The sequence below is a fragment of the Pontibacter pamirensis genome (assembly GCF_010015475.1).
In the GTDB taxonomy this organism is placed as follows: domain Bacteria; phylum Bacteroidota; class Bacteroidia; order Cytophagales; family Hymenobacteraceae; genus Pontibacter; species Pontibacter pamirensis.
The window spans coordinates 36696-62579 of the sequence record NZ_SSNI01000017.1; the positions used below are offsets into that span (position 1 = coordinate 36696).

21 protein-coding genes are annotated in these 25884 nt (G+C 47.0%); 10 read left to right on the forward strand and 11 right to left on the reverse strand.

Features of this window, described 5'->3' with window-relative positions; all coding sequences use genetic code 11:
• Positions 1–60: 60 nt before the first annotated feature.
• A complete protein-coding gene (locus E1919_RS14990; RefSeq protein ID WP_162054223.1) occupies positions 61–1413 on the reverse strand; it encodes a sensor histidine kinase in 1353 nt (450 codons plus the stop codon).
• Positions 1403–2764 carry a sigma-54-dependent transcriptional regulator gene (locus tag E1919_RS14995; RefSeq protein ID WP_162054224.1) on the reverse strand — a complete coding sequence of 454 codons (1362 nt, stop codon included), beginning with the start codon at positions 2762–2764 and terminating at the stop codon, positions 1403–1405. Before E1919_RS14995 ends, E1919_RS14990 begins: the two co-directional genes overlap by 11 nt.
• 270 nt (positions 2765–3034) lie before the next feature.
• On the opposite strand from E1919_RS14995, the gene E1919_RS15000 reads away from it, so the two are divergent.
• Together E1919_RS15000 and E1919_RS15005 are read left to right on the forward strand one after the other, a co-directional pair.
• Complete coding sequence (locus E1919_RS15000; protein WP_162054225.1) at positions 3035–5455, forward strand: ABC transporter permease; 2421 nt, start codon at positions 3035–3037, stop codon at positions 5453–5455.
• Between the two features lie 207 nt (positions 5456–5662).
• Complete coding sequence (locus tag E1919_RS15005) at positions 5663–6244, forward strand: retropepsin-like aspartic protease (RefSeq protein WP_162054226.1); 582 nt, start codon at positions 5663–5665, stop codon at positions 6242–6244.
• Positions 6245–6283: 39 nt separating this feature from the next.
• Here the strand turns inward: E1919_RS15005 and E1919_RS15010 are convergent, their stop codons facing one another.
• The 5 genes from E1919_RS15010 to E1919_RS15030 all read right to left on the reverse strand — a co-directional run bounded on the left by E1919_RS15010 (position 6284) and on the right by E1919_RS15030 (position 10994).
• A complete protein-coding gene (locus E1919_RS15010; RefSeq protein WP_162054227.1) occupies positions 6284–6721 on the reverse strand; it encodes a hypothetical protein in 438 nt (145 codons plus the stop codon).
• A gap of 204 nt (positions 6722–6925) precedes the next feature.
• Positions 6926–7378, reverse strand: a complete 453-nt coding sequence (locus E1919_RS15015) for a TerB family tellurite resistance protein (RefSeq protein ID WP_237144455.1) — start codon at positions 7376–7378, stop codon at positions 6926–6928.
• A 102-nt stretch (positions 7379–7480) separates the two neighbouring features.
• Positions 7481–8875: an MATE family efflux transporter gene (locus E1919_RS15020; protein WP_162054229.1), complete on the reverse strand. Its 1395-nt coding sequence runs from the start codon at positions 8873–8875 to the stop codon at positions 7481–7483.
• A gap of 46 nt (positions 8876–8921) precedes the next feature.
• The gene (locus E1919_RS15025) at positions 8922–10289 is read right to left on the reverse strand and encodes a Gfo/Idh/MocA family protein (protein ID WP_162054230.1); all 1368 of its coding nucleotides are present in this window, start codon (positions 10287–10289) and stop codon (positions 8922–8924) included.
• A 375-nt stretch (positions 10290–10664) separates the two neighbouring features.
• Complete coding sequence (locus E1919_RS15030; RefSeq protein WP_162054231.1) at positions 10665–10994, reverse strand: hypothetical protein; 330 nt, start codon at positions 10992–10994, stop codon at positions 10665–10667.
• 228 nt (positions 10995–11222) lie between these two features.
• Here E1919_RS15030 and E1919_RS15035 point away from each other — a divergent pair, with 228 nt between their 5' ends.
• Positions 11223–11591, forward strand: coding sequence for a hypothetical protein (locus E1919_RS15035; RefSeq protein WP_162054232.1), 369 nt, complete (start codon positions 11223–11225; stop codon positions 11589–11591).
• A 126-nt stretch (positions 11592–11717) separates the two neighbouring features.
• Here E1919_RS15035 and E1919_RS15040 read toward each other — a convergent pair whose 3' ends face one another.
• A complete protein-coding gene (locus E1919_RS15040) occupies positions 11718–12674 on the reverse strand; it encodes a YihY/virulence factor BrkB family protein (RefSeq protein WP_162054233.1) in 957 nt (318 codons plus the stop codon).
• Between the two features lie 213 nt (positions 12675–12887).
• A complete protein-coding gene (locus E1919_RS15045; RefSeq protein ID WP_237144408.1) occupies positions 12888–13607 on the reverse strand; it encodes an alpha/beta hydrolase in 720 nt (239 codons plus the stop codon).
• A gap of 561 nt (positions 13608–14168) precedes the next feature.
• Between E1919_RS15045 and E1919_RS15050 the strand changes: the two genes are divergently transcribed.
• The 3 genes from E1919_RS15050 to E1919_RS15060 all read left to right on the forward strand — a co-directional run bounded on the left by E1919_RS15050 (position 14169) and on the right by E1919_RS15060 (position 18472).
• Entirely contained in the window at positions 14169–15326 is a 1158-nt protein-coding gene (locus tag E1919_RS15050; RefSeq protein WP_162054235.1) for a zinc-dependent alcohol dehydrogenase, read from the forward strand.
• Between the two features lie 12 nt (positions 15327–15338).
• Complete coding sequence (locus E1919_RS15055; protein WP_162054236.1) at positions 15339–15824, forward strand: hypothetical protein; 486 nt, start codon at positions 15339–15341, stop codon at positions 15822–15824.
• A 455-nt stretch (positions 15825–16279) separates the two neighbouring features.
• A complete protein-coding gene (locus E1919_RS15060; RefSeq protein ID WP_162054237.1) occupies positions 16280–18472 on the forward strand; it encodes a PKD domain-containing protein in 2193 nt (730 codons plus the stop codon).
• Between the two features lie 129 nt (positions 18473–18601).
• Here the strand turns inward: E1919_RS15060 and E1919_RS15065 are convergent, their stop codons facing one another.
• Both E1919_RS15065 and E1919_RS15070 read right to left on the reverse strand, forming a co-directional pair.
• Complete coding sequence (locus E1919_RS15065; RefSeq protein ID WP_237144410.1) at positions 18602–21403, reverse strand: cation-transporting P-type ATPase; 2802 nt, start codon at positions 21401–21403, stop codon at positions 18602–18604.
• 153 nt (positions 21404–21556) lie between these two features.
• Positions 21557–22327, reverse strand: a complete 771-nt coding sequence (locus E1919_RS15070; RefSeq protein ID WP_162054238.1) for an SDR family NAD(P)-dependent oxidoreductase — start codon at positions 22325–22327, stop codon at positions 21557–21559.
• A gap of 411 nt (positions 22328–22738) precedes the next feature.
• On the opposite strand from E1919_RS15070, the gene E1919_RS27575 reads away from it, so the two are divergent.
• The 4 genes from E1919_RS27575 (at position 22739) to E1919_RS15085 (ending at position 25870) form a co-directional block, all read left to right on the forward strand.
• A complete protein-coding gene (locus tag E1919_RS27575; RefSeq protein ID WP_237144411.1) occupies positions 22739–22882 on the forward strand; it encodes a hypothetical protein in 144 nt (47 codons plus the stop codon).
• A gap of 9 nt (positions 22883–22891) precedes the next feature.
• Positions 22892–23821, forward strand: a complete 930-nt coding sequence (locus E1919_RS15075) for an efflux RND transporter periplasmic adaptor subunit (protein ID WP_237144418.1) — start codon at positions 22892–22894, stop codon at positions 23819–23821.
• A complete protein-coding gene (locus E1919_RS15080; protein WP_162054239.1) occupies positions 23818–25077 on the forward strand; it encodes an ABC transporter permease in 1260 nt (419 codons plus the stop codon). The genes E1919_RS15075 and E1919_RS15080 overlap by 4 nt, the downstream gene beginning before the upstream one ends.
• A gap of 112 nt (positions 25078–25189) precedes the next feature.
• A complete protein-coding gene (locus E1919_RS15085; protein ID WP_162054240.1) occupies positions 25190–25870 on the forward strand; it encodes an ABC transporter ATP-binding protein in 681 nt (226 codons plus the stop codon).
• The last annotated feature ends 14 nt before the right edge of the window (positions 25871–25884 follow it).

Genomic DNA, 25884 nt, shown 5'->3' on the forward strand with positions numbered 1-25884 from the left:
CGTCAGGTATGATACAAAATGAACAGCAACAGCCCTCAAGAAACTATAATACAATCTTTCTCAGCCAAATCGCAGTATAAACACCGTTCCCACGCCTTCTTCTGATTGCACCTGGATGGTGCCACGATGAAGCATCACAATCTGCTTACACAAACTCAGACCGATGCCGCTGCCTTGCTTCTTGGTACTGAAAAAGGGGATAAAGATTTTCTCCTGTACTTCCCTGGACATTCCTGCGCCGTTGTCAATCACTTTAATTACAATCCTGCCGTCCGAGTCGATGCTGGAGCTCAGGGTTATTTCAGGTTCAGGAACATCTTTTACGGCTTCCATAGCGTTCACCAGGAGGTTAATCAGCACCTGGTCTAGCAGGTTAGGGTCGGCCTGGAGGGAGATGTTCTGGTCTGTGAGGACAATGTTAAGCCTGATTTGCTTTTGTGCAAGCGTGGGTTGCATGAGGTGCTGCAGGTTGGTGAAGAGTTCTTTGATGTTAACTTGGTTCAGGTGCAGCGTAGTGATTTTGCTGAGGTTGCGGTAGGTCTGGGCAAACTTTAACAATCCTTCGCTTCGCCTTTTGATGGTGCCAACACCTACTTCCAGATCTTCAAAGTCTTCGGTGGTGGCACCCGTGACCACTGCTTCCTTCAGGCGGTTCTTCAGTGTATCTGCCAGGGAAGAAATGGGCGCAATGGAGTTCATGATTTCGTGCGTCATCACGTTCAGCAGCTTTTGCCAGGCCTGTGACTCTGTTTCGTCGAGCGCCTCATTTACATTCTGGAAGGCCACCAGTTTATACCTGTTCCCGTCACTTTGCCAGGTTGTTGCCGATAGCAGTACTTTGAGTGGGGTTTTATCTAACTGTGACGTATGGGCCGTGGCTATTTTATTCTGCCCCGGCTTCAGGTTCATGAGTGCTGCGTACAAAACATTGTCTCTCTTTTGCAGGTAATGAATGGTTTTCATGAAAGGGACATGCAGGAGCTTCTTAATGGCCTCATTCATGAGTAGCACTTCACCGCTGTTCATATCGTAAGTGATGATGCCAGTGTCAACCATTTCCAGAATCTTCTGCAGGTGCTGGTGCTGGGTTTCTTTTTCCCGGTTGATGCTCTTGAAAGTGGTATTGATTTCATTAAAGCCTTTCCGAAGTGCATCTAGTTGGGCGGAGTCGTGCTTTTCGGTGAAGTACCTCGAGAAGTCACGGTAGTGGATGGATTCTACAAACTGGTTCAGTTCTTCCTGGGCCTGCTTCAGAAAGCGGATGAGCTCAAAAACCTGGTAAATGATAAGGGGCAGAAGAAATACTAGTGCCTCAGGCCAGCCTTTCAGAATAATAATGGCCGGGGTGCTCAGGGTAACACACAGCAGTATCACCCGAAGAATAAGCTTTCCTTCAAAATTCTTAAATATCATACTTGCCCAGTCGCCTGTATAAAGCTGTGCGCGTAATTCCTAACTCTTTGGATGCCCTTGACAGGTTGCCATGGTGTTTCTCCAGCACCCGCAGGATGGTGGTTTTCTCCAGCTCTTCGAGGTTAGTCTCCTGCTGTAGGTTTTCAGCTGCCGGCGCTGCTTCTATGGGAGAGAAGATAATGTCCTGTGCCTCCAGCACATCACTGTCAGCCATAATCACCGCCCGCTCTATGGCATACTGCAGCTCCCGCACATTGCCCGGGAAATGGTAGTTTTTGAGTTTCTCCAGCCCTGATTTAGCTAATTCCGGAGCAGGCTTCATGTACTTGTTGGCATACACCGTGATAAAATGACGCGCCAGCAGCGGGATGTCATCTCCCCGTTTGCGGAGCGGCGGAACTGTTATTTCAACGGTGTTAATCCGGTAAATAAGGTCTTTCCGGAAGCGGGCCTCGTTTGCCATTTCAGCCATTGATACATTGGTGGCACACAGCAGGCGCACATCTATATCCACGGGCTCGTTGGCACCCACCCGTATCACCTGCCGGTTCTGCAGCACGCTCAGCAGCTTCGATTGCTGGTGCAGCGAAATGTTGCCTATTTCATCCAGGAAAACAGTGCCTTTGTGCGCGGACTCAAAACGCCCGGCCCGGTCTTCCCGGGCATCAGTAAAGGCGCCTTTCTTATGGCCAAACAACTCGCTTTCAAAAAGTGACTCAGTCAGCGCGCCTACATCCACCTTGATGAAGGATTTATCAGCGCGCAGGGAGTGCTGGTGAATGGCTTTGGCTATTAACTCCTTTCCAGTCCCGTTTTCTCCTAATATCAAGATGTTGGCATCGGTGGGAGCCACTTTTTTTATCTTGAAGAAGATATCCAGCATCACTTCCGATTCTCCTAATAGTTCTGAACCTATTACCGATGTGCTGCCGGCAGGGGAGGAGGAGACTTTCGCACCATTGCTTTTTTTGCTGATGGCTTCCTGAATGGTGGTGAGGAGCTTTTCGTTGTGCCACGGTTTTACCACAAAATCGTAAGCGCCTTCCTTTAGGGAGCGGATGGCCAGGTCGATGTCGCCATAGGCGGTGATCATGATGACGGAGGCTTCGGACTTCAGCGCCTTTATTTTCTTGAGCCAGAAAAGCCCCTCGTTTCCGGTGTTAATGGAGCTGGCAAAGTTCATATCCAGCAGTATTACATCAAAAGAATGTTGGGCGAGCAGCGACTGGATATTTTCGGGGTTCTTCTCGGTCACGATCTCTTTTACATGCGGCCGCAGTAACAGGCGAACAGCCGTGAGCACGTCAGTATCATCATCGACAACAAGTACAGAAGCCTTCTTCAGTTGCATATATTAGATTTATAGCTAGAAAGAAACTACAATTATGCCATTATTACAATATGTTGATTCTGAATAAGAACCATTTTATATCAAAAGATAAAGTGTGCATTTTCGCACACTTATAGCGCGATTTTGCACGCTGTGGAAATGAGTTAAAAATATAAGTTGTTGATTATGAATGCTTTTGTGTTTTGGCATTTGTTCTGTTAATCTGTTTTAGCCATAGTACAAGCAAGATAAAACTGGAAAAATAATCAGAACAGCCTAACCGACTCCTGTATGTTTAGAAACTACTTTAAAACCGCCTATCGGAATATCTTCCGGCACAAAGGGTTCTCCTTTATCAACATTGCCGGGTTAGCGCTGGGCCTAACCGCCTGTCTGCTGATCGGCCTGTTTGTGCATGATGAACTGCAATACGACAAGTTTCTTCCGGAAGGAGAACGAATCTACCGCGTTTATAACGATATATCTGCTGAGGAAGCCGGTACCATACTAGCGGTTGTGCCTCCCACCTTTGGGTCTACTTTAGAGGAAAGCATTCCGGAGGTAGCGTCTGTCGTACGTATCCTGATGCTGCAGTTTGATGCCAATCAACTGGTAGAGGTGGGAGAGAAGAGTATTTATGAAAAGGGTCGTTTCTATGCCGAACCTACGTTTTTCGAGATATTTCAGCTTCCGTTTATTTATGGTTCTCCCGAAAAAGCACTTGCGGATCCTTCGTCCATCGTTGTCTCTGATGAATTTTCCAGGAGAGTGTTCGGCGACATAGATCCTGTGGGTAAAGAAGTATCTGTGAACAAGCAACCGTTTATTGTAAGAGGGGTTTTCAGTACGGAAGAGCGCTTCCATTTACCTGTAAACTTTGTGCTTCCTCTTGCCGCTGCAGAAATACCAGCTGAACGGATGAAAAACTGGGGGTGGCAGCAGTTTTATACTTATGTTAAATTAAAAGAAGGGGCCGATGCGCAGCTGGCGCAATCGAAGTTCCGGGATATTGTTGCAAAGCAGATTGATGAGGCAAGAAACGAACCATTCAGGTACCTCCCTTTCCTGCAGCCCCTGAACGAAGTATACCTGTATTCGGCAGGCTTCAAACATGACCAGTCTATCAAGGGTAACATTACATATGTGAGGGCGCTCAGCATTATCGCCGTCTTCATCTTACTGATTGCATGTTTTAATTTTGTGAATCTGGCTACTGCCAAGTCAATGCAGCGGGCAAAAGAAGTGGGGGTAAGGAAGGCGGTAGGTGCCAGCCGGAGCCAGCTTATGCTGCAGTTCCTGGGAGAGACCATCCTGCTCACGCTCATCAGTGTAATTTTTTCTGCGGCACTCACTTCTTTGCTGTTGCCGTCGCTGAACGAATTTACGGGTAAAGAAATGACATTTAACTTGTTCACAAATCCAGTTCTCCTAATACTGTTGCTCCTCCTGACGCTGGTGGTAGGTATTCTGGCAGGGCTTTACCCGGCCATGGTCTTGTCTGGTTTCAAAACTGTAAAGGTGCTGAAGAGTGCTGTTGTAGTGGATAGTAAAGTGGGTAAAATACAGTGGCTGCGGCATGGGCTGATTGTGGTACAGTTCTCTTTGTCTATCTTCCTTATTATATGTGCCGGCGTTGTTTACAAGCAGGTGGCTTACCTGCACAACAAAGACCTTGGCTTCGATAAAGAACAGATCATGTTCTTCCAGATGAGGGGAGACAATATGTTCAGCAACTACGAAACTTTCAAAAACGAGGTGCTGACAGGACCAGGCATAAAGGGGGTGTCGATTGGATACGGTTTTCCGGGAGATGCCACGGCAGGTGACGGCGTGAATGTGCCGCGAAACGGGGAGATGGTGCCCCAGTCCACGGCCATGCTCATGGTAGACTTTGACTACATCAACACACTTGATGTTAAGGTGGTAGCAGGAAGACCCTTTTCTAAGGATTTTAAAACAGACGCAAATCATGCTTTTATGCTTAATGAGACTGCTGTGAGAGAATTGGGGTATGGAACTCCGGAGAAAGCGCTGGGGCAGACGTTATTCTGGCCAAGATGGGATAACCAAGACTCTCTTAAGGAAGGCAAAATCATTGGTGTTGTAAAAGACTTTCATTTCAAAAGCCTGTATGATAAGATGGACCCGACGGTACTGCAGATTTATCCGGGTGCTTATATTAAAGTAGCCGTGAAAATGGAGTCTAAGAACATCACAGGTTCCATAGATCATGTAAAGCAAGTCTGGGGAGAGTTCTCACCTGATTATCCTTTAGATTATATTTTTATGGATGACAACTTCCAGAAGATGTACAAGGCAGAAGACAAGTTAAAAACCCTACTGACCATCTTTACTGGTATCGCAATTTTTGTTGCCTGCCTGGGCTTATTTGGCCTGGCTGCCTATGCGGCAGAGCGCAGGAAGAAAGAGATAGGTATCCGGAAGGTGCTGGGTGCTGAAACGTCTTCTATTGTTACCTTGCTTTCCAAAGATTTTTTGAAGCTGGTGGTAGTAGCGGCGCTTATCGCTTTCCCGCTGGCCTGGTATGCCATGCAAACCTGGCTGCAGGATTTTGCCTACCGCATCGATATACCGCTGTGGGTGTTCCTGGCAGCAGGTATTGTAGCTGCACTGTTAGCTTTCGTTACCATTAGTTACCAGGCCATAAAAGCGGCTTCAAACAATCCGGTCCTGAACCTGAAGATGGATTGAACAAGCTTACAGGAAAAGCTACCCGGCAAGGTAGCTCTTCCTGCTTAAATCCCAGGGAGATTAACTTCTACAGAAAAGCTTGGTTCAGTTGATTTTGAAACGATTTCTGTGCAGATATACTTTATACATTGGAGAGCAGGTGGTAACATTAACTGCCTTAAGACTCTTCCATTTAAAACTAAAGCATATCCGAAACAGGTATCAAATATGAGTAAGGTTTTCTGTTACTTTATAATAGCACTAACGGCTATAGTAGCGGCTTGTGATGCGCCGCAGCCCGCTACCAGTGTTGCAGCTGAGGCACTAATTGAAAGAAGTGATACAGCCGTAACAAATGTTATAGCCGACATGAGCCTGGACGAGCTACTGACGAAGCACCAGGAGTACGAGCGGATACAGTTAAAGAAGATGTCTTCCGGGCACCTCCAGATGCAGGTTTACCTGAATGGCGTGCGTGGGAATTTTATACTGGATACAGGAGCCGGGGCTACCATACTGGAGGAGAAAAGAAAGTCTGCGTTCCATTTAAAGTCCCGTAAATCAAATAAGCAGGTTACAGGAACAGGGGGTGGCACTATGGGAATGCAACTGTCAACCGGCAACAAGATGCAGATAGGGCAGCTTGAAATAAACAATTCGAGTATTTACCTGATAAACCTGGACCATGTGAATAAGGCTTTCCTGGACATGAAGCTGGAAGAGGTAGACGGCATTATTGGCGCCGATATTCTTTCTGCTAAGCGAGGGGTTATTGATTATACCAATCTTGTCCTGTACCTGAGGAAGTGATAAAGCATTTTTACGTCTGACTCAGCGCATAAATAAGGTTTACCTGTTCTTTCTGCCTTTTCCCTGTTTTTGCTTTCTGGCTTTACTTCGTTCGCTTTTTATCTGCTTGAAATCTTCGTTAGAGACTGTGATAGTGTAAGTGGCAGAGGTTAAAATGGCAACTTCTGCATCAAAGTCATAGTCCAGGGTGAGGGCGAGGTGCTTGTTCTCGTTGAGCTCGTAATCATCCTCCTCGGTTGTATCAAACACCTGAAATTCATACTCACCTTCTGCTGACTGTTTAGAGTTTGTGAGTGCCAGACAGTCGCCTGTGATGACGAGGGGTATATCTAATTCATCCACAAAGTCAAAAGCCTGGTAGTACTTGCCGTCTTTTTTCTGGGTGATGTATTCTACTGTGTTAATGTGCACAGCTATATCCTTGTTCCTGCTATCTCTGCTGTTTTTAATCTGGCGTATGTTGCCTGTTACTCTCATGTGCTTTTTTCTCCTTCAACACCTTTCCGGCAGCTGCTTTAATAAGTTACAGCTTTTGTGCGAATTTGCCTTCTGAACAGGCCCGGAAAGTAATTACATGCAAGGTACACATATGCGTTGAATAATACTGCCTGCCACCTGCTGCTGTACAATCTGAAGTTATGTTAGGCTGATAATGTTTATCAGCAATGCCATGTAAAAGCACTATTCTGATGTGTTGTCTTTATAATCCTGTATTCTTTTTTCTACAACTCTGATGGCAGTTTGTTCATCTAAGTCCAGGGCGGAAGATATATAACTGATTAGCTCTTTTTCTTTTTCAGCCAGTATGCCATCGGCAAGTACTAACTCGATAGTTAAAGCAAAAAGGTCGTATTTACGTTCAGCCGAAATATATTCCACGCTATTGTCAATCAACTGTTTGCTGCCGATTCCGGCATGAGCCAGTAAGACCGCTTTGTAATATTCCCGCACATCGTGCCCCTCGAACATTGGTTTATAAGCTAATGCCTGCGCTAACTCTTCCAACTCTTCATCTGCTACATCTTCATCAACAGCAATGCAGGCATGCATGATAGCAATCCATGCCTCCTGCTCGTTACCTGGTGTATAAGATGCTCTTGTCGCTTTCGGATATTTTTTGTCAAAGACTCCCATCAAATATGTCTACTTCATTCTATATAGTGAATTTTCTACTACATCTGATATATATCAAAGGTTGCGGTTTCTATGATTATTTCATTTAAAGTTGAGGCGAACCTAAACGCTCACCTTCCTCCACGTGCCCTGCCTGAATAACCACCAACTCACCAGCGCGTGCAGTGAGTGGCAGATGGCAATAGCGATGAATATACCGGTGGCAGCCAGATCGAAAGAAATGGCTAGCAAATAGGCAAGGGGAATCTCCAGTATCCAAAGCACCACGATGTTGATGATAGCGGGAGTTCTGGTGTCGCCGGCTCCGTTAAATGCCTGCACCATCACCATACCCAGACCAAAAAATATATAGCCCAGGGTGATAATTTTCAATGCTTCTGATGCCACACGTATCACTTCGGGCTCCACTGTAAAAAAACCGGCCAGGTGCTCGCCGAACAGAAGAAAAACCACCGTGACGGCAGCCATGAAGATAACATTATAACGTGCCGTCAGCCATACGGCAATTTCAGCTCTTTTCCCTTTTTGCGCCCCCAGGTTTTGCCCCACCAGCGTGGCTGCTGCTGAAGACAGGCCCCATGCTGGCAGGATAGTGAATATGATGATACGGAAAGCAATGGTATAGCCCGCCAGCGCCTGGCTTCCGAACTCGGCTATTATTCTTGTCAGGAAAATCCAGCTGGCTGAGTCTATCAGGTATTGCCCCATACCACCGGAAGAAACCTGAAGGATCCTTCTGATCATGGCAAAGCGAATCACTAGGTTTTCCCGCCCAATCTGCAGTAAATGCCTGCCATTGAGCAAGTGATACAGCTGGTAAACAACACCCAGGCTTCTGCCGGCAGTGGTGGCCCAGGCCGCTCCCTCCAGTCCTAAACCAGCTATCGGGCCTAATCCAAAGATAAGGATAGGGTCCAGTATGATGTTTGCTCCGTTCGCGATCCAGAGGGCACGCATGGCCAGGTGTGGAAGTCCTGCACCGCGAAAGGCCCCGTTTACCAGGAAGAGGACCATTATAGCGATGTTACCGGCAAAAATGATTTGAGCGAAAGTAAGGCCGGAAGAAATAACGTCAGGTGTGGCTCCCATCAAGGCTAGGATGTCTGCTGCAAAGTACGTGGCCAAAACACCCATCAGCAGCGCTAAAATGCTGCCGGTTACCAGTAGCTGGTAGGTAATATTCCCTGCTTCGGCATAATTCTTTTCACCGAACCTGCGCGACACCAGCGCTGTTGCGGCAATGCTGATACCCATACCTACAGCATAGATGATCATCAACACCGACTCCGTAAGCCCTACTGTGGCTAAGGCGCTGGAGCCAAGTCTTCCCACAAAAAATATGTCGACAACGGCAAACAGAGATTCCATCACCATTTCAAGAATCATCGGCACTGCCAGCAAAACGATGCTTCTCTTAATGCTTAAGGTGGTGTAGTCCTGTTCTATTCCCCTCACTGCAAGCCAGATGAGTGTCCATAGTTCTTTGAGACTGTTCATGCAGAGAAACTGTATAAGCCTTAGCTCTCAAACGGCAGCATATTCATTATACCTTGTCCTGGTCGGGGTGAACCCAAGGGTGCCGGTAAGGGCGTTGCAGCAGCGCACTTGCCTCCGGATCGCCTGTGATTTCGCGCTTTACAGGGTCATAGACCAGGGGACGCCCCAACTCCATGGATAAATTGGCTAGGATGCAGCTGGCCGTGGAAATGTGGCCCTGCTCAATGTCAGCCACCGGTTTGCTGCCTTTTTCAATGGCGGCCAGGAAATCCAGCATGTGAAGCCTGGTGGCCGGAGCCGCATGCAATTCCATACCTTCTTCTTTCAGATCCTCGGGATACTCTTCTTTTTCATAAACTGCATCGCGGTGAATCCTTTCGTCACCCTCTTCCACCGGAATGAAATCAAATTGATGGGGACTGGCTAATAACGTTCCTTTCTCACCATAAATGGTTAATCCCCAGGGATACTCAGGATTAACCGGTGTGCCCCAGGTGCGGTGCTGCCAGACGCAGTTGAGTTCATCATATTCGAATGTAGCAGTCTGGGTATCGGAAGTGTTGGCCGCTCCTTCTTTTTGCACGTAAATCCCGCCGGTGGAGTAAACGCGCTTCGGCCAGCCGAGCTGCAGCATCCAACGCACAGCATCAAACATGTGGATACACATATCCCCGACAATCCCATTACTATACTCCATAAAATTGCGCCAGCGACGGTGCGGCAGGCCATCGTAAGAGCGTAGCGGAGCCGGCCCTGTCCACAGGTTATAGTTCAGGAAATCCGGCACTGGTTTGATTGGCGGGTTTGCAGTGCTGCGCATGTGGTAATAACAATACATCTCCACATGTGACACTTTCCCCAGGAGACCAGCATCGACTATGTTCTTTTTGGCTTCTATCAGGTGGGGTGTGCTTCTGCGCTGGGTACCCACCTGCACCACACGGTTATACTTGCGGGCAGCAGCCACCATGGCTTCCCCTTCCAATACATCCACGCTAATCGGTTTTTGCACGTACACATGGGCTCCAGCTTTTAGCGCCGCAATGGTTGGCAGGGCGTGCCAGTGATCAGGGGTGCCAATCAGCACAATGTCCAGCTTGTTTTCGGCGAGCATTTTCTGGTAGTCTTCGTACAGCCGGGGCTTTTTACGCGATTTCAGGCGCTGGCTTACCAGTAATGCCGCCTCATCCAGCATGTGTTTATCTACATCGCAGAGCGCAACTACTTCCACCGGGGCCACCTGCATCAAACGGAATAAATCGCTTTTGCCGTACCAGCCGGTCCCGATTAAGCCTACCCGCAGCGTTTTTGCCGGATCGGCAAGGCTTATTCCGTTTGCGCCGAGCGCTGTCAGGGCTAGTGTGGCCGTTGCTCCTTTCAGGAAGTTTCGGCGGTTGATAGGAAGTAGATACATAGCTGTGGCTGGTTAAGGTTTCGCTAAGAGTCAAGGCAATGCCTGTGCGGTAGCGCTTGTCCGCGGGCAATTTTAAGCCTTCGCGAAGCAGTACCAGAAGCAATATAAAAATATTCCGGCTTTGATGTACCTTATTTTCAAGAATTCATGCATGTTTTGCTATCTGTTCAGGAGGAGGTAGGAAGCAGGCAGTGTAGTTACAGCCAATGTACGGTTAAGCCAGATAGCTAGAGGAGAGTTACTTTACAGGTAAAGGCAGGTGGCACTTTTCAGGAGTAGCGTCTAAAATAATAGTAAAGAAAAAGACCCGGGAAGTCCCGGGTCTTTTATATGTAGCAATGGTTTATGCTCTTGGGTTAATTCCATCAAAGGAGCTTAGCCTTTCTCGTTGCCCAAACCTTCATTGCTTTTGTGTCCTTTCAGTGTGCTGGCGTTAGGCTGGTCGGTACGGAACTCTTTGTCTGTACTATCTGCCCCGCGCGAAGTCGTGGTCAGGTTGGTGTGATCTTTATCGCCAGGCTTTCCCTTGCCTGGTTTTGCGCCGCCACCATGACCTTCACTACTAGGCTTGTTCTCGCCGCGCGTATTGTCAGCGCCGCCCTCTACAGGTCCGGTTTGATTCTTTGGCTGCTGTCCGCTAACGTTTCCACCCTTGCCTTCAGGGCTCTTTGATTCATTGCTAATATTATCTTTCTTATCTGCCATAGTTATTGTTGTCTTTGTTAAAATATAATTTAAATCCCCTTACATATTCGGGTATAGTAAGTTGTACGGACAAAGTAAAGGTTAAGGTTAAAGCTGTGTTTTTAGAGAGGCCTTGATACTAAATGAATTAGTATTATGCTTGTGGTGTGGCTATAAAGAAAAACAAAATTGACATGATTGCGTATTTTATTAGCAAATAGAGTTTATTAGCTTAAAAAAACGAGAATTATGAAACTGAAAATAGATGAAAAGCCTTTTCTGACTGATGGACGGCATGTAGTGCAAATAACAGAGGTGGAAGAAGGTAAAAGTGAAAACAAACAAGTGCCCTTTATTAACTGCCGCCTGGAAAATGAAGACGGGTTTGTTAACCAGCGTTTCTACCTAAGTGATCCAGGTCAACCTATCCTGGCTTCTTTCCTGAAAGCAGTAGGTATTGAGAAAGCCGAGGTAGACTCAAAAGAGCTAAAGGGAAAAACACTGTCAGTGGAAGTGGAGGAGCGCACTTATGAAGACGCTGATGGAAAAGAAAAAACCATTAAACAGGCCACTCATTTCGAAAAAGTGGGTGAAGCAGATGCGTCAGACAAGTTTTAGAGTAATAAATTCAAGCAAAAAAAAGGAGCCATGTGCTCCTTTTCTGTTTTAAATACTACTGCTGACACACAACTTTACCGGGTTTTTGCCCTCACTGTTAATAACTCCTTTTACACCTCACAGTAATTAATGCGTATCGTCCTGCCCCGCCACACGGTCGGCGTGGTAAGCACCGCGAGTACCCCTTGGTTCTTCCTTTCCAACAGTGGTGTCTTTGGCAGTTTGATGCTCCAATTCAGAATTGATTTCTGCACCTAAAAGTATAACGAAACTAGTCAGGTTAAGCCACAGCATGAGAATAATAACAGCAGCAACAGAGCCATACATCTCGTTAAAGTTGCCAAAATTGTTAACGTACCAGGAAAACAGCAGCGACCCTACTAACCATAAAACCGTTGCAATAGCTGATCCCCAACTCACCCACTTGAATTTAGGGTTGTCTCTATCTGGAGCAATTTTATAAAGCAGAGCCAGTCCGAACATCACAAATATTGCCAGCAGAAGCCACCTGCCCCATTGTATAACCGTCTCTAGCACACTCGGCAACCCCAGGCTATCTACCAGTGCCGGAAAGGCAATTACTGCAGCCAGGCACATGATGCCCAGCACGATACCACCAATGGTGAAAAGCAGCGTGATTCCGTTTAATTTAAAAAAGCTTCTTGTTTCCTCTTCATCATAGGCAATGTCAATGCCCTGGAACAACGATTTCGTCCCCTTGTTGGCACTCCATAAACTCAGGAGTATACTCAATGCCACACCCCAGCCTAATGTAGAACTTGAGCTTTGTGCAATGTTGTGCAGCCTTTCCGATAGCATTTCGTGCGCACTCTCTGGTAAAACAGAAGTGAGTTGCTCCATTTGCTGCTCTACTTCAACAGGATCTGTTACAAGTCCGTAAATTGAAATAGTGGCAGCCATCAAGGGAAAAATCGACAGGAAGAAGTAAAATGCTACACCAGCTGCAACAATGTTTAAATTGTCTTTTGTTAGTTGGTCTTTTACCCTTAACATCACCTCTTTCCATCCGCTCCCAGATATTTCACTGGGTTTTTTTGCATCTCTTCCTTTATTGTCAGCCATGATTTCTTTGCTTTTACTTATATATAAACTATAAAACGAAGTCCAATTTCATTGGTTAGCAGATTCTGCTTTTTTAGATACAAACGGTACAATTATGTAATCCATAAAAGCATCAATTGGTGTAAAGGGAAGGGGAGTAATTTTCAGTGCTACTCTTGTTCTGTTCTTATGCCTGAATACGGTGTGCGCATTATAGTATAAAGCACTTGTACTTTAATCAACGGTAGCAAATACCTCCGCTAATTTTTTCTGATACGCAGGATTATCATTCATTCCGTTATGCCCCTGTCCCTCCAGTAAAATTACTTTATCCCCTGGCTTCAGGTGCGCTTTCAGCTTTTCCGAAGAACCCGGATAAATTATCTCATCCTCTTTACCATGAAATATAACAATAGGAACCTCCGTGTTCTCCACAAAGCGGAATGTCTCGAATTTATAGTTTAGCAGAAAAGCAGGCACAAAAGGGTAGAGGTTCTGCATTAGGTTGTCAAGGCTGTAGTAGGGGGCCTGCAATAGCAATAGCTTCGGTTTGTTTACTGAGGCCAGCATGGCAGCAGGTCCTGTGCCTATAGAATAGCCCGCTATGACAATCTGGTTCTCAGGATAAATCGATTTCAGCTGGTCGTAAGCTGCCTGTACATCCTCATAAAATTGTCTTTCGCTGCTAATGCTCCCTTCACTCTTGCCGTAGCCGCGATAATCCAGAATAAAGATGTCATAATTTAAACCAGTATAAGTTTGGGCTATCATGCCCCATGTATCTACAGAGCCGGCATTACCGTGCAGGTAAAACACGAGTCCTTTTGGTTCAGCAGCCTTAAACAGTAGCCCATGCAGCCTCACACCGTCTTTAGTTGGTATATAAATTTCCTCGAATTCCTGGTTAAAACGAAAGGCATGATCTGCTGTAAGCTTCTGAGGAAAGAAAATCATTCGCTCTTGCTGAAATGATAAAAGACCCATGAGTAGAAGGTAAATAATGAGTAGTGTTGTCGCTGTCCTTAGAATCAACATACGCAAGAAATAAATTTAGCTCTGCACACCGGGTATGCTGCTATACGAGGTACGAAAGGCAATGCCGCGGAAGCACATGAAATAACGCTCATATACATTGGGTGAAAATGCAGCTTTACTTTGCCACAGCACCTGTTGCATTAGAAAGTATAGGATGAAGATACCCGAACTACTGGCTTCAGCAAGCGTAAACTAATAGAATTATTTTAAAGAGTCTGTTACACATATGGTGGCAGCGCGAGGACTGGGCAATAGGAGAGAGGCCATGCCTAAGCCTTTTTCAGCCGGTTTTGGTAGAACAGTATCACCCTGTAAAGATACTTAACCCGCTTATTTAGCCTGTTTCTGAAACTTTGACTAAGCAGACAAGTAACTACTTATACTTGATTTAGCGACTGCTCCTGCTATGGAACATCAGGAGCAGTCGCTAAGCCACAGGAATCACAAAAATCTCTTAATCAACACGAAGAAAACAAACTTATGCTGGCTATGAACTACCGGGGCCCTCAACGGGTCCGATTAGACCGTGACAAACCGATGCCCGAAATACTGCATCCCCAGGATGCCATTGTTCGGGTTACCCGCTCCTGTATCTGTGGGTCTGATTTGCACTTATACAACGGCAATGTGCCGGACACCCGCGTAGGGGAGACATTTGGACATGAATTCATCGGAGTGGTGGAAGAGATTGGGGCAGATGTAAACAAGCTGAAAGTGGGTGACCAGGTGATAGTGCCTTTTAACATAGCCTGTGGAGAGTGTACCTTCTGTAAGCAGGAACTGTACGGGAACTGCCACGAAGCGAATCCGCAGGCTACAGCAGTAGGCGGCATCTTCGGCTACTCCCATATAGCTGGTGGCTATAACGGGGGGCAGGCAGAGTATGTGCGTGTGCCGTATGCAAATGTTGGGCCCATGGTTATTCCGGATAACATGCATCCGGATGACGCCGTGATGCTGACCGACGTAGTGCCGACAGGTTACCAGGCGGCTGAAATGGGTGGCATCCAGGAGGGCGACACGGTCGTGGTTTTCGGTGCGGGCCCTGTGGGTATTATGGCAGCGAGATGTGCCTGGCTGTTTGGGGCAGGCCGCGTGATTGTGTTTGACCAGGAGGAGTACCGGCTTGATTTTGTGCGGAAGTATGCACAGTGCGAAGCCTATAATTTCAGGTCTATTGAAGATCCGGTGGTTTTCATGAAGAGAACTACTGACTCGCTAGGAGCTGATGTCTGCATTGATGCTGTGGGTGCCGAGGCAGCGGGCAGTGCCTTGCAAACCTTTACCGGCAGAAAAACGCTGATGCAGGCAGGTTCTGCCACAGCATTGCAATGGGCTATCAACTCCGCCAAAAAAGGAGGTATAGTTTCCATTGTAGGAATCTACGGGCCTACGCTCAACCTAGTGCCAATCGGTAACCTTGTAAACAAAGGCCTTACCATCAGGGCAAACCAGGCTTCCGTAAAGCGCCTGTTGCCGAAACTGATAGAGCACGTGCAAAGTGGTATTCTTAACCCCAAAGAGCTGATTACGCACCACTTCCCACTAGAGGAAGTATCCGATGCGTACCGCATTTTTGCAGATAAGCTTGATGACTGCATCAAGCCAGTTCTAATTCCACCATCAGCCAAAATATAAACAAACAGGACTATGGAAAAAACAGCAAAAGACTATTCACATATAAAAGGGTGGGGCATAGACGCAGATCCGAAGAACGACCCCACTTATCCCATGCGGAAACGTGCCAACGAAGACCATAGCGGCTACAGTTGGAAACGGCCGCCTCTGCAACCAGTTAATATAGAGGTGCTGCATTCTATTGAGCGCCCGAATATTACAGCCGTTTTCGGAACCTCTGCGCCACCGAGCGGATTGAGTGGCATGCTCCGGCGCTATGCTTTCCAGTATGGTGAAGGCAGTTTTGGCCACTGGTTACCTCTGTTGCTGGCAGACCGCGTAAATGTGGTAGAAGGTATTCTGGATGACCTCAAACAGGGTCAGGCTCCTAATATATGGGCTGAAAGGGGCATGAATGCAGAGTGGAACTATAACCGGAAGGGCTTATTGCAGAACCTGGCTATAGGAGCCATTGTGATTTCCGCAGCAGCGGTTTACTTTTCCAGAAACAAAGATTAGCAGGATTGGAGAACTAAAGAATCCTTTGCAGCCATAGGGTTCCCATTTAGAAATGCTTTAAAAAAGAAGCACAGCAGAGAAGGCTTAAAGAAGCCTTCTCTGCTGTGCTTCTTTTTTGGTTAGTACTGAAATCTGTCTTTGCCTCTGAGGCTAATTCACAACGACAGGAGCTTTTACGTGTAGCACCACCTCTTTCATCAGGTTTAAGAGCTGATGAATACAAAGAAAAATAAAAATATTATAACGCATACAACCCTTTTCAAAACCCACTTGTCTTACCATCAGAACAAAGCTCGGAGCTGATAAAGAGAGAATAGGCTGTAGAGATGCATGCAAGAGAAATCTTAAATAATAAATCATCATTCGGGAACAGGCAAGATGCATCCTGGGAGTCAGAAATAAGCAGAAGTTCAACTATAATATTTTTTACTTACACTTATCACTACCAAAAAACTATGTATAACTCATCATTAAAATCAGCTTCTTTTCTGGCAAAAAGTACGCACCACCTGCATGGTATTGGCAGTATGCATCTACTGAAAACACTTAGCCTCTATTCGGGCGGAAAATTTCTTTTTCTTTTGGTCTCTTTTCTCTTTCTCCTGACTGGTTGTGAAAATGAGAAAGTGGAACCAGCTCCAAGAGCAGGTACAGTAACTGCAAATGCTGGACCTGACCAGACTGTGCAGGTAGGCCAGACAGTAACGCTGGATGCCTCCGCATCAAAAGATGATCAAAATAAAACGCTGAGCTTTAATTGGGCAGGTACAAAGAAGCCAGCAGGAAGTAATGTAACGCTGACGAATCCTACACAGGCAAAGCCCACTTTTATCCCTGATCTGCCAGGTGAATATGAGTGGGAGGTAACTGTATCCAGCGCGAACGCGCAGAAGAAAGACAAGGTGGCTGTTATGGCTATAGCAGATAATACAGCACCTTCAAATGGTATTCTATCAGAAGACATCACTGAATTTACTGTGCTTGAAAACAGAGAGGCAGACCCAGCAAAGCCTGATTACATTGTCACCAATAATATACAGGTGAAAGCCCGGGTAGCCATAGCGCCAGGTGTGGTAATTGAGTTTGAGGCAGATAAAGGACTAGAGGTTCTCCCCCAGGGTTATATTACTGCCCGAGGCACAGCTACCCAGAAGATTGTATTTACAGGCAAAACCAAGACTCCCGGTTTTTGGAAAGGTATACTTTTCGATTCTAACAATGCACTAAACGAACTTACTCAAGTAGAAGTAGGGTATGCCGGAAGCAGTACGATGCGTGACATGCCCGAAAACGTTAAAACGAACGTCGGCATAACAGGTACCGCTATAACAGCTGCATCTTTGAGCGTAAAAAACTCCTCTTTCACAAACGCGAACGGATATGGGATGTACGTGCTGGGTGAGATACCCGTTTTCTCTGATAACTCCTTCAGCGATAACAGCAGTCTGCCCTTGTTTGTAACCGCAAACCAGATACACAAACTTGATGCTGCCTCTACCTTTACAGGAGCTGCCGGTTCGAATATGATAGGCATAGGAGGCACTGTGCATCAACAGACAACAGGAGTTACCTGGCCGCTTATGCAGGACGGCACCAAATACGTGGCTATTCATGACCTGGCTATTGAAGGAGGAGTAACAGTGGCTCCGGGCGTTAGCATTGAATTTATGTCAAATAAGGGGCTGTCTGTAAACTGGACTGGCTATTTGAAGGCAAAAGGAACAGCAGCCAACAAAATTACTTTCACTGGCCTTGATAAAATGAAAGGATTCTGGAAAGGTATCATCATTCAGTCTAACAATAGTATGAATGAAATGGATCATGTGGAAGTTTCTTATGGCGGGAAAGGTGATTACGCGACGGGAAATCAAGCTTTTAAAGCAAACGTAGTCCTATGGGGTGATTTTAGCATGATAGGGCAGGAAGGTACCCTGAAAGTGAGCAATTCTTCGTTCACGCACAGTGGCGGCTACGGTATGGCGGTGCAGTCTGCAGGGGGTACGCTGGCTGCGTTTGGGAATAACAGCTTTAGCCATAATTTGGGTGCCGCCATGTACGTGGATGCGAGCCAGGTGCATAAACTGGATGCTGCTTCCCGCCTCAATGACAGCAACGGCTATAATGGATTAGAAACAGCAGGATATGTTGTATATGATCAGGAAGTGGCTTGGCCTGTTTTCAATGATGGCGCCAGGTACCATATTACCGATGATCTGTACATCCAATCAGGGGTAAAGATACAGAACGACGGTACAGCGAATGCCATGCTTGAGTTTGCGGCTGATAAAGCCCTGTATGTGCAGGATGACGGATATATGATTGCGAAAGGGAACAGCGAGACAGCTTTAGTTTTATTCAGCGGGAAGAATTATATATCTGGCTCATGGAAAGGCATCCTGATTGACAGCAACAGTCCGCTGAACCAGTTTGATTATGTTGGTATGAACTATGGGGGTAGCAATAAGCTGAATGGCATTCATCAAAAATCGAATTTGGGTGTTCGGGGGAGAATCAGTGTTACGAATTCAGAATTCAGAAACAGTGGTGGCTATGGGATTTTTGTAACACAAGGCGCTACTATCAACGCTGATGCTGCTACAGTAAACGAATTTCAGGGTAACTTGCAGGGGAACTACCACCAGGAATAGCACTACATGACGCAGCGAAAGAACAAACAGACAGGTATACCCCTGAAACATAAAAAGGTGCAGGACATCAGCCTGCACCTTTTTATGTTTACCTAAATAAGCCTTCTGTTTCAGGGAAAATATTAGATACTAACTTGGACTCTCAGCCACCTTCTCTAACCGGGCATTGCTCTTAAACCTGAAGTACTTTTCTATTGTCACAATGATAAGAAGGACTACTCCGGCACCAAAAATACGCAGCACCTGCATGGCGTCCAGCGGACTTGAGCCAAAGAGGGTGTTCATAAAAGGGACGTAAATGAACAGTGCCTGGAATAGAAACATAGCCCCAATGCCATAGTATATCCACATGTTCGTGAAGAGGCCGATTTCCCGCATAGGCCTTACAAGAGAGCGGCAGCTGAACAGGTAAAACGCCTCCAGCACCACTAAAGTGGTTGTGGCCACTGTGCGTGCCTGCGCTGCGGTAGCGCCTTGCTCCATTTCGTAGTAGTACAGGCCAAAAGAAGCAATCAAAAGTAATACGCCCACCAGCAAGGTGCGCATAATCAGGTCTCTTGTAAGAATAGGTTCTCCTGATGGTCGTGGTGGCCGGTCCATTATACCCGGTTCTTTGGGTTCAAAAGCCAATGTAAGTCCCAGCATAATCGCTGTTGTCATGTTCACCCAAAGAATCTGCACCGGCTGCACAGGTAGCTGCGAACCGATAATAACAGCAACTAACACGATGAGTCCCTCGCCAAGGTTTGTGGGCAGTGTCCAGACGATGAACTTGGTCAGGTTATCAAAGACGCTCCGGCCTTCCTCCACAGCTCCTTCTATAGAAGAAAAGTTATCGTCGGTGAGCACCATTTCCGCCGCGTCTTTGGCAACCTCGGTACCTGTTATACCCATGGCAATACCTATATTCGCCTGCTTCAGGGCAGGCCCGTCATTGACACCGTCGCCCGTCATGGCCACTACTTTATCACGGGACTGCAGTGCCTTCACAAGCCGCAGCTTCTGGTCCGGGGAGACACGGGCAAAAACAGAAGTCTTCTCCGCTACATCTTCCAGGTCGTGGTCCTGAATCTGCTGCAGTTCCCTGCCTGTAATGGCGACCAATTTACCATTTTCCTTGCGGCCTGTTAAGCCTATCTGGGTGGCAATAGCCGAGGCGGTGATGGCATGGTCGCCTGTTATCATCTTCACATCTATGCCTGCCTTCTGGCACAGCTTTACGGCCTCCACGGCTTCCTTGCGCGGGGGGTCAATCATGCCCTGCAAACCCAAAAAAACAAGTCCTGAGCTGGTGTCGTTGTGCGTGATGTCTGTTATGCCATCAGGCGCTTCGGCCATGGCACAGGCCAGTACGCGCAAGCCTTCGCTGGCCAATTCCTCCACCTGTTTTTCTATTGCCTCCCTGTCTACCTCCATAAGTTCGCCATCGGGCTGCATGGCTTTGTTACTTCGCTCCAGCACAGCCTCTACTGAGCCTTTCAGGTAAATAACAGGGCGGATGCCAGCGTGAAGCGTGGCCATGTACTGGTATTCGGATTCGAAGGGAATGGTGTCTTTACGCGGCTCTTTCTGTTCCAGTTCCTCTAATTTGAAACCCGCTTTGCGTGCCGCCACCACCATGGCTCCTTCGGTGGGGTCACCTTCGATAGTCCAGGAGCCTTCTTTTTCTTTTACTGAACTGTCGTTACATAGTATTCCTGCTTTCAGGCACAGTTCCAGCGCTTTGTTGGCTCCCAGGTCAGCTGGTTGGTTGTTATCCAGAATTTCTCCCTCCGGGCGGTAACCGAGTCCTTTCACAAAGTATGCTTTGCCTCCTGCTACCAGCTGCTGTACCGTCATCTGGTTTTCAGTGAGGGTGCCTGTTTTATCAGAGCAGATAACGTTGGTGCTGCCGAGTGTTTCTACAGCCACCAGTTTGCGTATGATGGCTCTGCGCTGCGCCATTTTAGAAACCCCCAGCGCCAGCATAATAGTAACTGCCACAGGCAAACCTTCCGGTATGGCGCCCACTGCCAATGCAACGGCTACCATAAAGGTTTCGCCTATACCTTCACCGCGGAGCATACCAACGGCAAAAACGATAACAGAAAGCCCCAGGATTACCCATAGCAGCAAATGGCTAAACTCTTTGATTTTTATAGTAAGAGGTGTCTCCAGCTCCTGAGCACCTGAGATAGACTGCTGTATTTTACCTACCTCTGTTTCGTCTCCTGTTGCTACCACCACTCCCTTGCCTTGCCCATACGTAACCATAGTAGAGGAGAAGCCCATGCTCAGGCGGTCGCCTAACACATCATCCGGGGCTACGGGTTCTGCGTTTTTCTCCACAGCCACAGACTCTCCCGTCAATGCCGACTCGTCCACTTTCAAGTCGCGCTGCTTCACCAGGCGCACGTCGGCAGGGAATTTGTCACCCGACTGTACCACCACAATATCCCCCGGTACCAGCTCCTGCGCATCAATATCCTGTTTTTTTCCATTGCGGATAGCTTGCGCTTTGGACGTCATGCTTTTAGCCAGGGCATCAATCGCCTCCAGTGCCTTCGACTCCTGCACATACCCGATAATGGCGTTGACGAACACAACGGCGAAAATAACAATGGCATCTGTGTACTCTTTCAGGAAAATGGTGACCACTGTGGCGGCAAGCAAAATGTAAATCAGCGGCTGATGAAACTGCAGCATAAACCGTACAAAGGCGCTCTGCTGCTTTTTTGGAGTCATTACGTTGCGGCCATACTGCTCCTGGCGCGCTGTCACCTCTTCATCGGACAAGCCATTTACCGGGGAGACTTCCAGCAGTTCCATCACCTCCACAGGATCCATACTATGCCACGGATGCTGTTTTTCAGATGGAAAAGCCTTGCTTCCTTTCTCTTTTTCTTCTGTTAGTTGCATGGCAGGGGATGTCTTTTCTTCAACAGTTACCATATAGTCTTACGCGGTATGGTGTAAACAAGCTATATTTCAATTGGTTGCGTATCCGGATTGATAGGTGATACCAAAAATGAAAATCTGGCCTGATAAACCAATCGTTCAGCAGGCCAGGGAAGAAAATATTGTGGTGAAGACAAATTGATCGGTCTAACGCGCCAGGTAGCCACCGTCTACGGCATAGTAGGCACCTGTCACAAAGGAGGCTTTGTCAGAACTCAGCCATACCACCAGTTCGGCCACTTCTTCTGACTCACCCAGTCTGCCGATAGGGTGCAGACCGGCCAGCATCTGGAAAGATTCTTCATTCATTCCTGCATCGGATAAGAGCGGCGTTTTAATAAAAGCCGGGCCAACTGCATTCACCCGTATACCTTTGGCAGAATATTCCACCGCACCGTTTTTAGTGAGCCCCACCACGCCGTGCTTGGAAGCCACATAGGCAGCTGAGTTGGCAAAACTAACCTGACCCAGAATAGAAGAGTTATTGACGATGGCACCTCCTCCGTTCTGCAGCATTTGCTGTATCTGGTATTTCATGCAGTAGAACACACTGCTCAGGTTAACGGCAATTACGGTGTTCCAGCCTTCAATGCTCATGTCACCTACCGGGTTAGCTTCTCCGCCAATCCCTGCATTGTTGAAGGCAATATCAAGCCGGCCATATTCCGCTGCAGTTTTTTTCACCATGTTTTCACAATCCTCTGGTTTCGCAACATTCGCTTTTACAAAAATGGCGTCGCCACCCTGGCTTTTGACTTCCTCCACCACCTGGATTCCTTTTTCTTCGTTGATATCAGAAACAACTACTTTTGCACCTTCCCGTGCATATTGCAGAGCTGTTGCCTTACCGATGCCTGATGATGCCCCGGTTACGAGCGCTACTTTTCCTGCGAATTGGTTTTGAGCGTTTACTGCCATTTCTTTATAGTTTAGTTTGTAAATACAAGATTGTCACCTTATTGCGGTGGTATGTTGCAAAGTTCAGCTTTTCCCTTTAGAGGTAATATGACAAGTGTCAATTAGTAAAATGTTTGATGTCAGTAATTAACACCGCCCTGTGCGTTTGATTTGTGTTCTGGAAGCTTTGCTGGTTACAGGGTGAAGACCTTTGTTTTTAAATCCGGAAACCTGGTATAAAGAGTGATTTCCCTGCTAATTTAAGGCCTTAACTAAAGTTAGGTTGAACAATGTATATAGTTTATAACTTTTTTAAGTTATATATGAATTATAAACGTGGTGGTAAAGAACAGGGTCTTTGCGTGTTTATACGTTTAAAAACAGTACCAGCACAAGACAAGATTTTAACATGATAGTGATATGTTAAGAAAAATGAAATTATTTCTGCAACTGGTCCTTGTCATGCTGCTATTTGTTTCCTGTACAGAAGAACAGGAAACAACCCAGCCTACTGTAGAAAATATCTCTGAGTCAGTGTACGCGTCGGGGGTGGTGAAGAGCCAGAATCAGTACTAGGTTTTCCCTATGGTAAACGGCGTTATTCAGCAGGTATTGGTTACGGAGGGAGATGTGGTGCAGGCGGGAGAACCGCTTTTAAAAGTAGAAAATGAGGCTGCCCGTTTAAGCACCGAAAACGCCCGGCTTGCCGCCGACTATGCCCGCGTAAGTGCCAATGATGAGAAGCTGAATGAACTGCAGGCAGCTATTGACCTGGCCGAAAGCAAAAAGCAAAACGATTCGCTGCTGCTGGTAAGGCAGCGAAACCTTTGGGCCGACCAGATTGGCACCCGTGTAGAACTTGAGCAAAGAGAGCTTAACTATAAAAATGCTGTGACAGCTTATCGATCAGCTTTGCTGCGGTACAATAACCTGAAAAAGCAACTTGATTTCGCTGAAAGGCAGTCAGAGAAAAACCTGCAGATAAGCCAGACGAGAACAGATGACTATACCGTAAAAAGCGCAACGGACGGCAAGGTATACAGTGTGCTGAAGGAGAAGGGGGAAATGGTAAGCCCGCAGAGCCCGGTGGCGGTGATTGGAGACGCAGACGAATTCATGCTAGAGCTGCAGGTAGATGAATATGACATTTCCCGCATCAGGCCGGGGCAAAAGGTGCTGCTGAACCTGGACAGTTACAAAGGGGAGGTGTTTGAAGCCGAAATAACGAAGATAAACCCGGCAATGAACGAGAGAACCCGGTCTTTTACCGTAGACGCTAATTTTGTAACCACACCACCGGCACTTTATCCAAACCTCACCACAGAGGCTAACATCATCATCCAGGCAAAAGACAGTGCCCTTCTTATTCCGCGCGAGTACCTGCTGGACGGCTCTTTTGTGTTGAAGGAAAACAATGAAAAAGTGAAAGTAAGCACGGGGCTCAAAGACTACCAGAAAGTAGAAATACTGGACGGGCTGACGAGGGAGGACGTTATCGTAAAGCCAGTCCGATGAACAGCAAACTCATTTTAGGGTTAGCAAAATCGCTGCTGCTGGCCCGGTGGCGACAAACTTTGGTGGCTGCTGTAGGAGTAACCTTCAGCATTGCCATGTTTATCACGCTGCTCAGTTTTATGAACGGCCTCAACGACCTGCTGGATGGCCTGATCCTGAACCGGACCCCACACGTGCGCCTGTATAACGAGGTAAAACCAAGCGAGAACCAGCCGGTCAATATGTCTTCAGAGTATAAGGCCTCCTATAATTTTATAAAGTCGGTTAAGTCAGGCATAAGCCGCAAAGAACTTTACAACAGCGGCCCCATTATGCAGGCAGTAAGAGCAGATAACCGGGTAGTGGGCGTTGCTCCCAAACTAACCGCGCAGGTGTTTTTCAATGAAGGCACTATTGACATAACGGGAGTAATAAATGGAATAGATGTGGAGGAGGAGAGCAGGCTGTTTAACTTCCAGGACTATGTAACCGCCGGTTCTGCCATAGATGCGAAAAATGTTTCGAACAGCATTATACTCGGCAAAGGACTTGCTGATATTTTAGTGGCTGATATAGGTGATGTAGTGCAGGTAACTACAGCGCAGGGAGAGCGCTTTTCGCTGAAGGTGGTAGGGTATTTTCAGTCAGGTATACAGGAGATTGACAAAGTCCAGAGCTATGCTTCTATTGGCACGACACAGAAACTACTGGGCCAGCCAGCCAACTATATCACCGATATCCAGGTAAAATTAAGGGATTTAGCGATGGCCCCAGCCGTGGCAAAGGAGTACGCACAACTGTTTGGGGCTGATGCCGAAGATATCCAGACCGCCAATGCGCAGTTCGAGACAGGCAGTAATATCCGTACGCTGATTTCGTATGCCGTGGGTGTTACCTTACTAATAGTGGCAGGCTTCGGGATATTTAATATCCTGAACATGATGATTTACGAAAAGATGGACTCCATCGCCATACTCAAGGCCACCGGTTTCTCTGGCCGCGATGTGAACCGAATTTTCCTGGTCATAGCTCTGAGCATTGGTTTCTTCGGTGGGTTCCTGGGGCTGCTGATTGGGTTCGGATTCTCCCTTATCATTGATAACATCCCCTTCAACACGGCTGCACTGCCAACCATTAAAACATACCCGATAAACTACAGCCCTGTATTTTACTTTATAGGTGGATTCTTTTCTTTGATTACGACTTATTTTGCAGGTTACTTCCCGGCGCGCAAAGCAAGTAAGGTAGACCCTGTAGAGATAATAAGAGGCAAATAGAAACCGGACTATCAGGGTTGGAAGATTGACAGGATAAAGAACTTTGGTTGATTTTCAGGAAAATATGACATTAGTCGCATTTACGCGCAGCACCTTCTCAACAATTTAGTATATGCAGGACATTATACTGGAAGCAAGGCATATCAACAAACAGTTTCATGACCCGGTAACGGTGCAGGTGCTCACCGACATTACCTTTTCTATTGCCAAAGGTGAGTTTGTGTCTGTTATCGGTAAGTCAGGTTGCGGAAAGTCTACACTGCTATACATTTTGTCTACCATGGATACGGATTATGATGGAGAATTGCTCATAGATGGCGCGTCGATGACTGGGAAGAACGATGCGGCGCTGGCGCGTATCCGCAACGAGAAGATTGGGTTTGTATTCCAATTTCATTATCTGCTCAACGAGTTTTCAGTGCTCCGAAACGTGATGCTGCCGGGTATGAAGCTGAACAAGTTTAGTGAGCAGGAAGTGGAGCACCGGGCCCTGGAGCGGCTGAAGATGTTAGGTATAGAGCAGCTGGCTCATAAAATGGCCTACAAAGTCTCTGGTGGCGAAAAGCAGCGGGTAGCCATTGCCCGTGCCCTAATTAACGACCCATCCGTTATCATGGGCGATGAACCTACAGGCAACCTGGATGTAAAGAATAGCGAAATGGTGTTTGATATCCTTCAGCAGCTGGCGGCAGAACATAACCAGACGCTGCTGATTGTGACCCACGACCAGAGCTTTGCCGAAAAAACCGGACACATTATTGAAATGGAGGACGGGAAAATCATCCGCAATTAGACCGAACTTTAAAA

Excerpts from the sequence above, each read along its gene's own strand:
- E1919_RS14990 (WP_162054223.1), bottom strand. The coding sequence starts at position 1,413 with ATGATATTTAAGAATTTTGAAGGAAAGCTTATTCTTCGGGTGATACTG.
- E1919_RS14995 (WP_162054224.1), bottom strand. The coding sequence starts at position 2,764 with ATGCAACTGAAGAAGGCTTCTGTACTTGTTGTCGATGATGATACTGAC.
- E1919_RS15000 (WP_162054225.1), top strand. The coding sequence starts at position 3,035 with ATGTTTAGAAACTACTTTAAAACCGCCTATCGGAATATCTTCCGGCAC.
- E1919_RS15005 (WP_162054226.1), top strand. The coding sequence starts at position 5,663 with ATGAGTAAGGTTTTCTGTTACTTTATAATAGCACTAACGGCTATAGTA.
- E1919_RS15010 (WP_162054227.1), bottom strand. The coding sequence starts at position 6,721 with ATGAGAGTAACAGGCAACATACGCCAGATTAAAAACAGCAGAGATAGC.
- E1919_RS15015 (WP_237144455.1), bottom strand. The coding sequence starts at position 7,378 with ATGGGAGTCTTTGACAAAAAATATCCGAAAGCGACAAGAGCATCTTAT.
- E1919_RS15020 (WP_162054229.1), bottom strand. The coding sequence starts at position 8,875 with ATGAACAGTCTCAAAGAACTATGGACACTCATCTGGCTTGCAGTGAGG.
- E1919_RS15025 (WP_162054230.1), bottom strand. The coding sequence starts at position 10,289 with ATGTATCTACTTCCTATCAACCGCCGAAACTTCCTGAAAGGAGCAACG.
- E1919_RS15030 (WP_162054231.1), bottom strand. The coding sequence starts at position 10,994 with ATGGCAGATAAGAAAGATAATATTAGCAATGAATCAAAGAGCCCTGAA.
- E1919_RS15035 (WP_162054232.1), top strand. The coding sequence starts at position 11,223 with ATGAAACTGAAAATAGATGAAAAGCCTTTTCTGACTGATGGACGGCAT.
- E1919_RS15040 (WP_162054233.1), bottom strand. The coding sequence starts at position 12,674 with ATGGCTGACAATAAAGGAAGAGATGCAAAAAAACCCAGTGAAATATCT.
- E1919_RS15045 (WP_237144408.1), bottom strand. The coding sequence starts at position 13,607 with ATGATTTTCTTTCCTCAGAAGCTTACAGCAGATCATGCCTTTCGTTTT.
- E1919_RS15050 (WP_162054235.1), top strand. The coding sequence starts at position 14,169 with ATGCTGGCTATGAACTACCGGGGCCCTCAACGGGTCCGATTAGACCGT.
- E1919_RS15055 (WP_162054236.1), top strand. The coding sequence starts at position 15,339 with ATGGAAAAAACAGCAAAAGACTATTCACATATAAAAGGGTGGGGCATA.
- E1919_RS15060 (WP_162054237.1), top strand. The coding sequence starts at position 16,280 with ATGTATAACTCATCATTAAAATCAGCTTCTTTTCTGGCAAAAAGTACG.
- E1919_RS15065 (WP_237144410.1), bottom strand. The coding sequence starts at position 21,403 with ATGGTAACTGTTGAAGAAAAGACATCCCCTGCCATGCAACTAACAGAA.
- E1919_RS15070 (WP_162054238.1), bottom strand. The coding sequence starts at position 22,327 with ATGGCAGTAAACGCTCAAAACCAATTCGCAGGAAAAGTAGCGCTCGTA.
- E1919_RS27575 (WP_237144411.1), top strand. The coding sequence starts at position 22,739 with ATGAAATTATTTCTGCAACTGGTCCTTGTCATGCTGCTATTTGTTTCC.
- E1919_RS15075 (WP_237144418.1), top strand. The coding sequence starts at position 22,892 with ATGGTAAACGGCGTTATTCAGCAGGTATTGGTTACGGAGGGAGATGTG.
- E1919_RS15080 (WP_162054239.1), top strand. The coding sequence starts at position 23,818 with ATGAACAGCAAACTCATTTTAGGGTTAGCAAAATCGCTGCTGCTGGCC.
- E1919_RS15085 (WP_162054240.1), top strand. The coding sequence starts at position 25,190 with ATGCAGGACATTATACTGGAAGCAAGGCATATCAACAAACAGTTTCAT.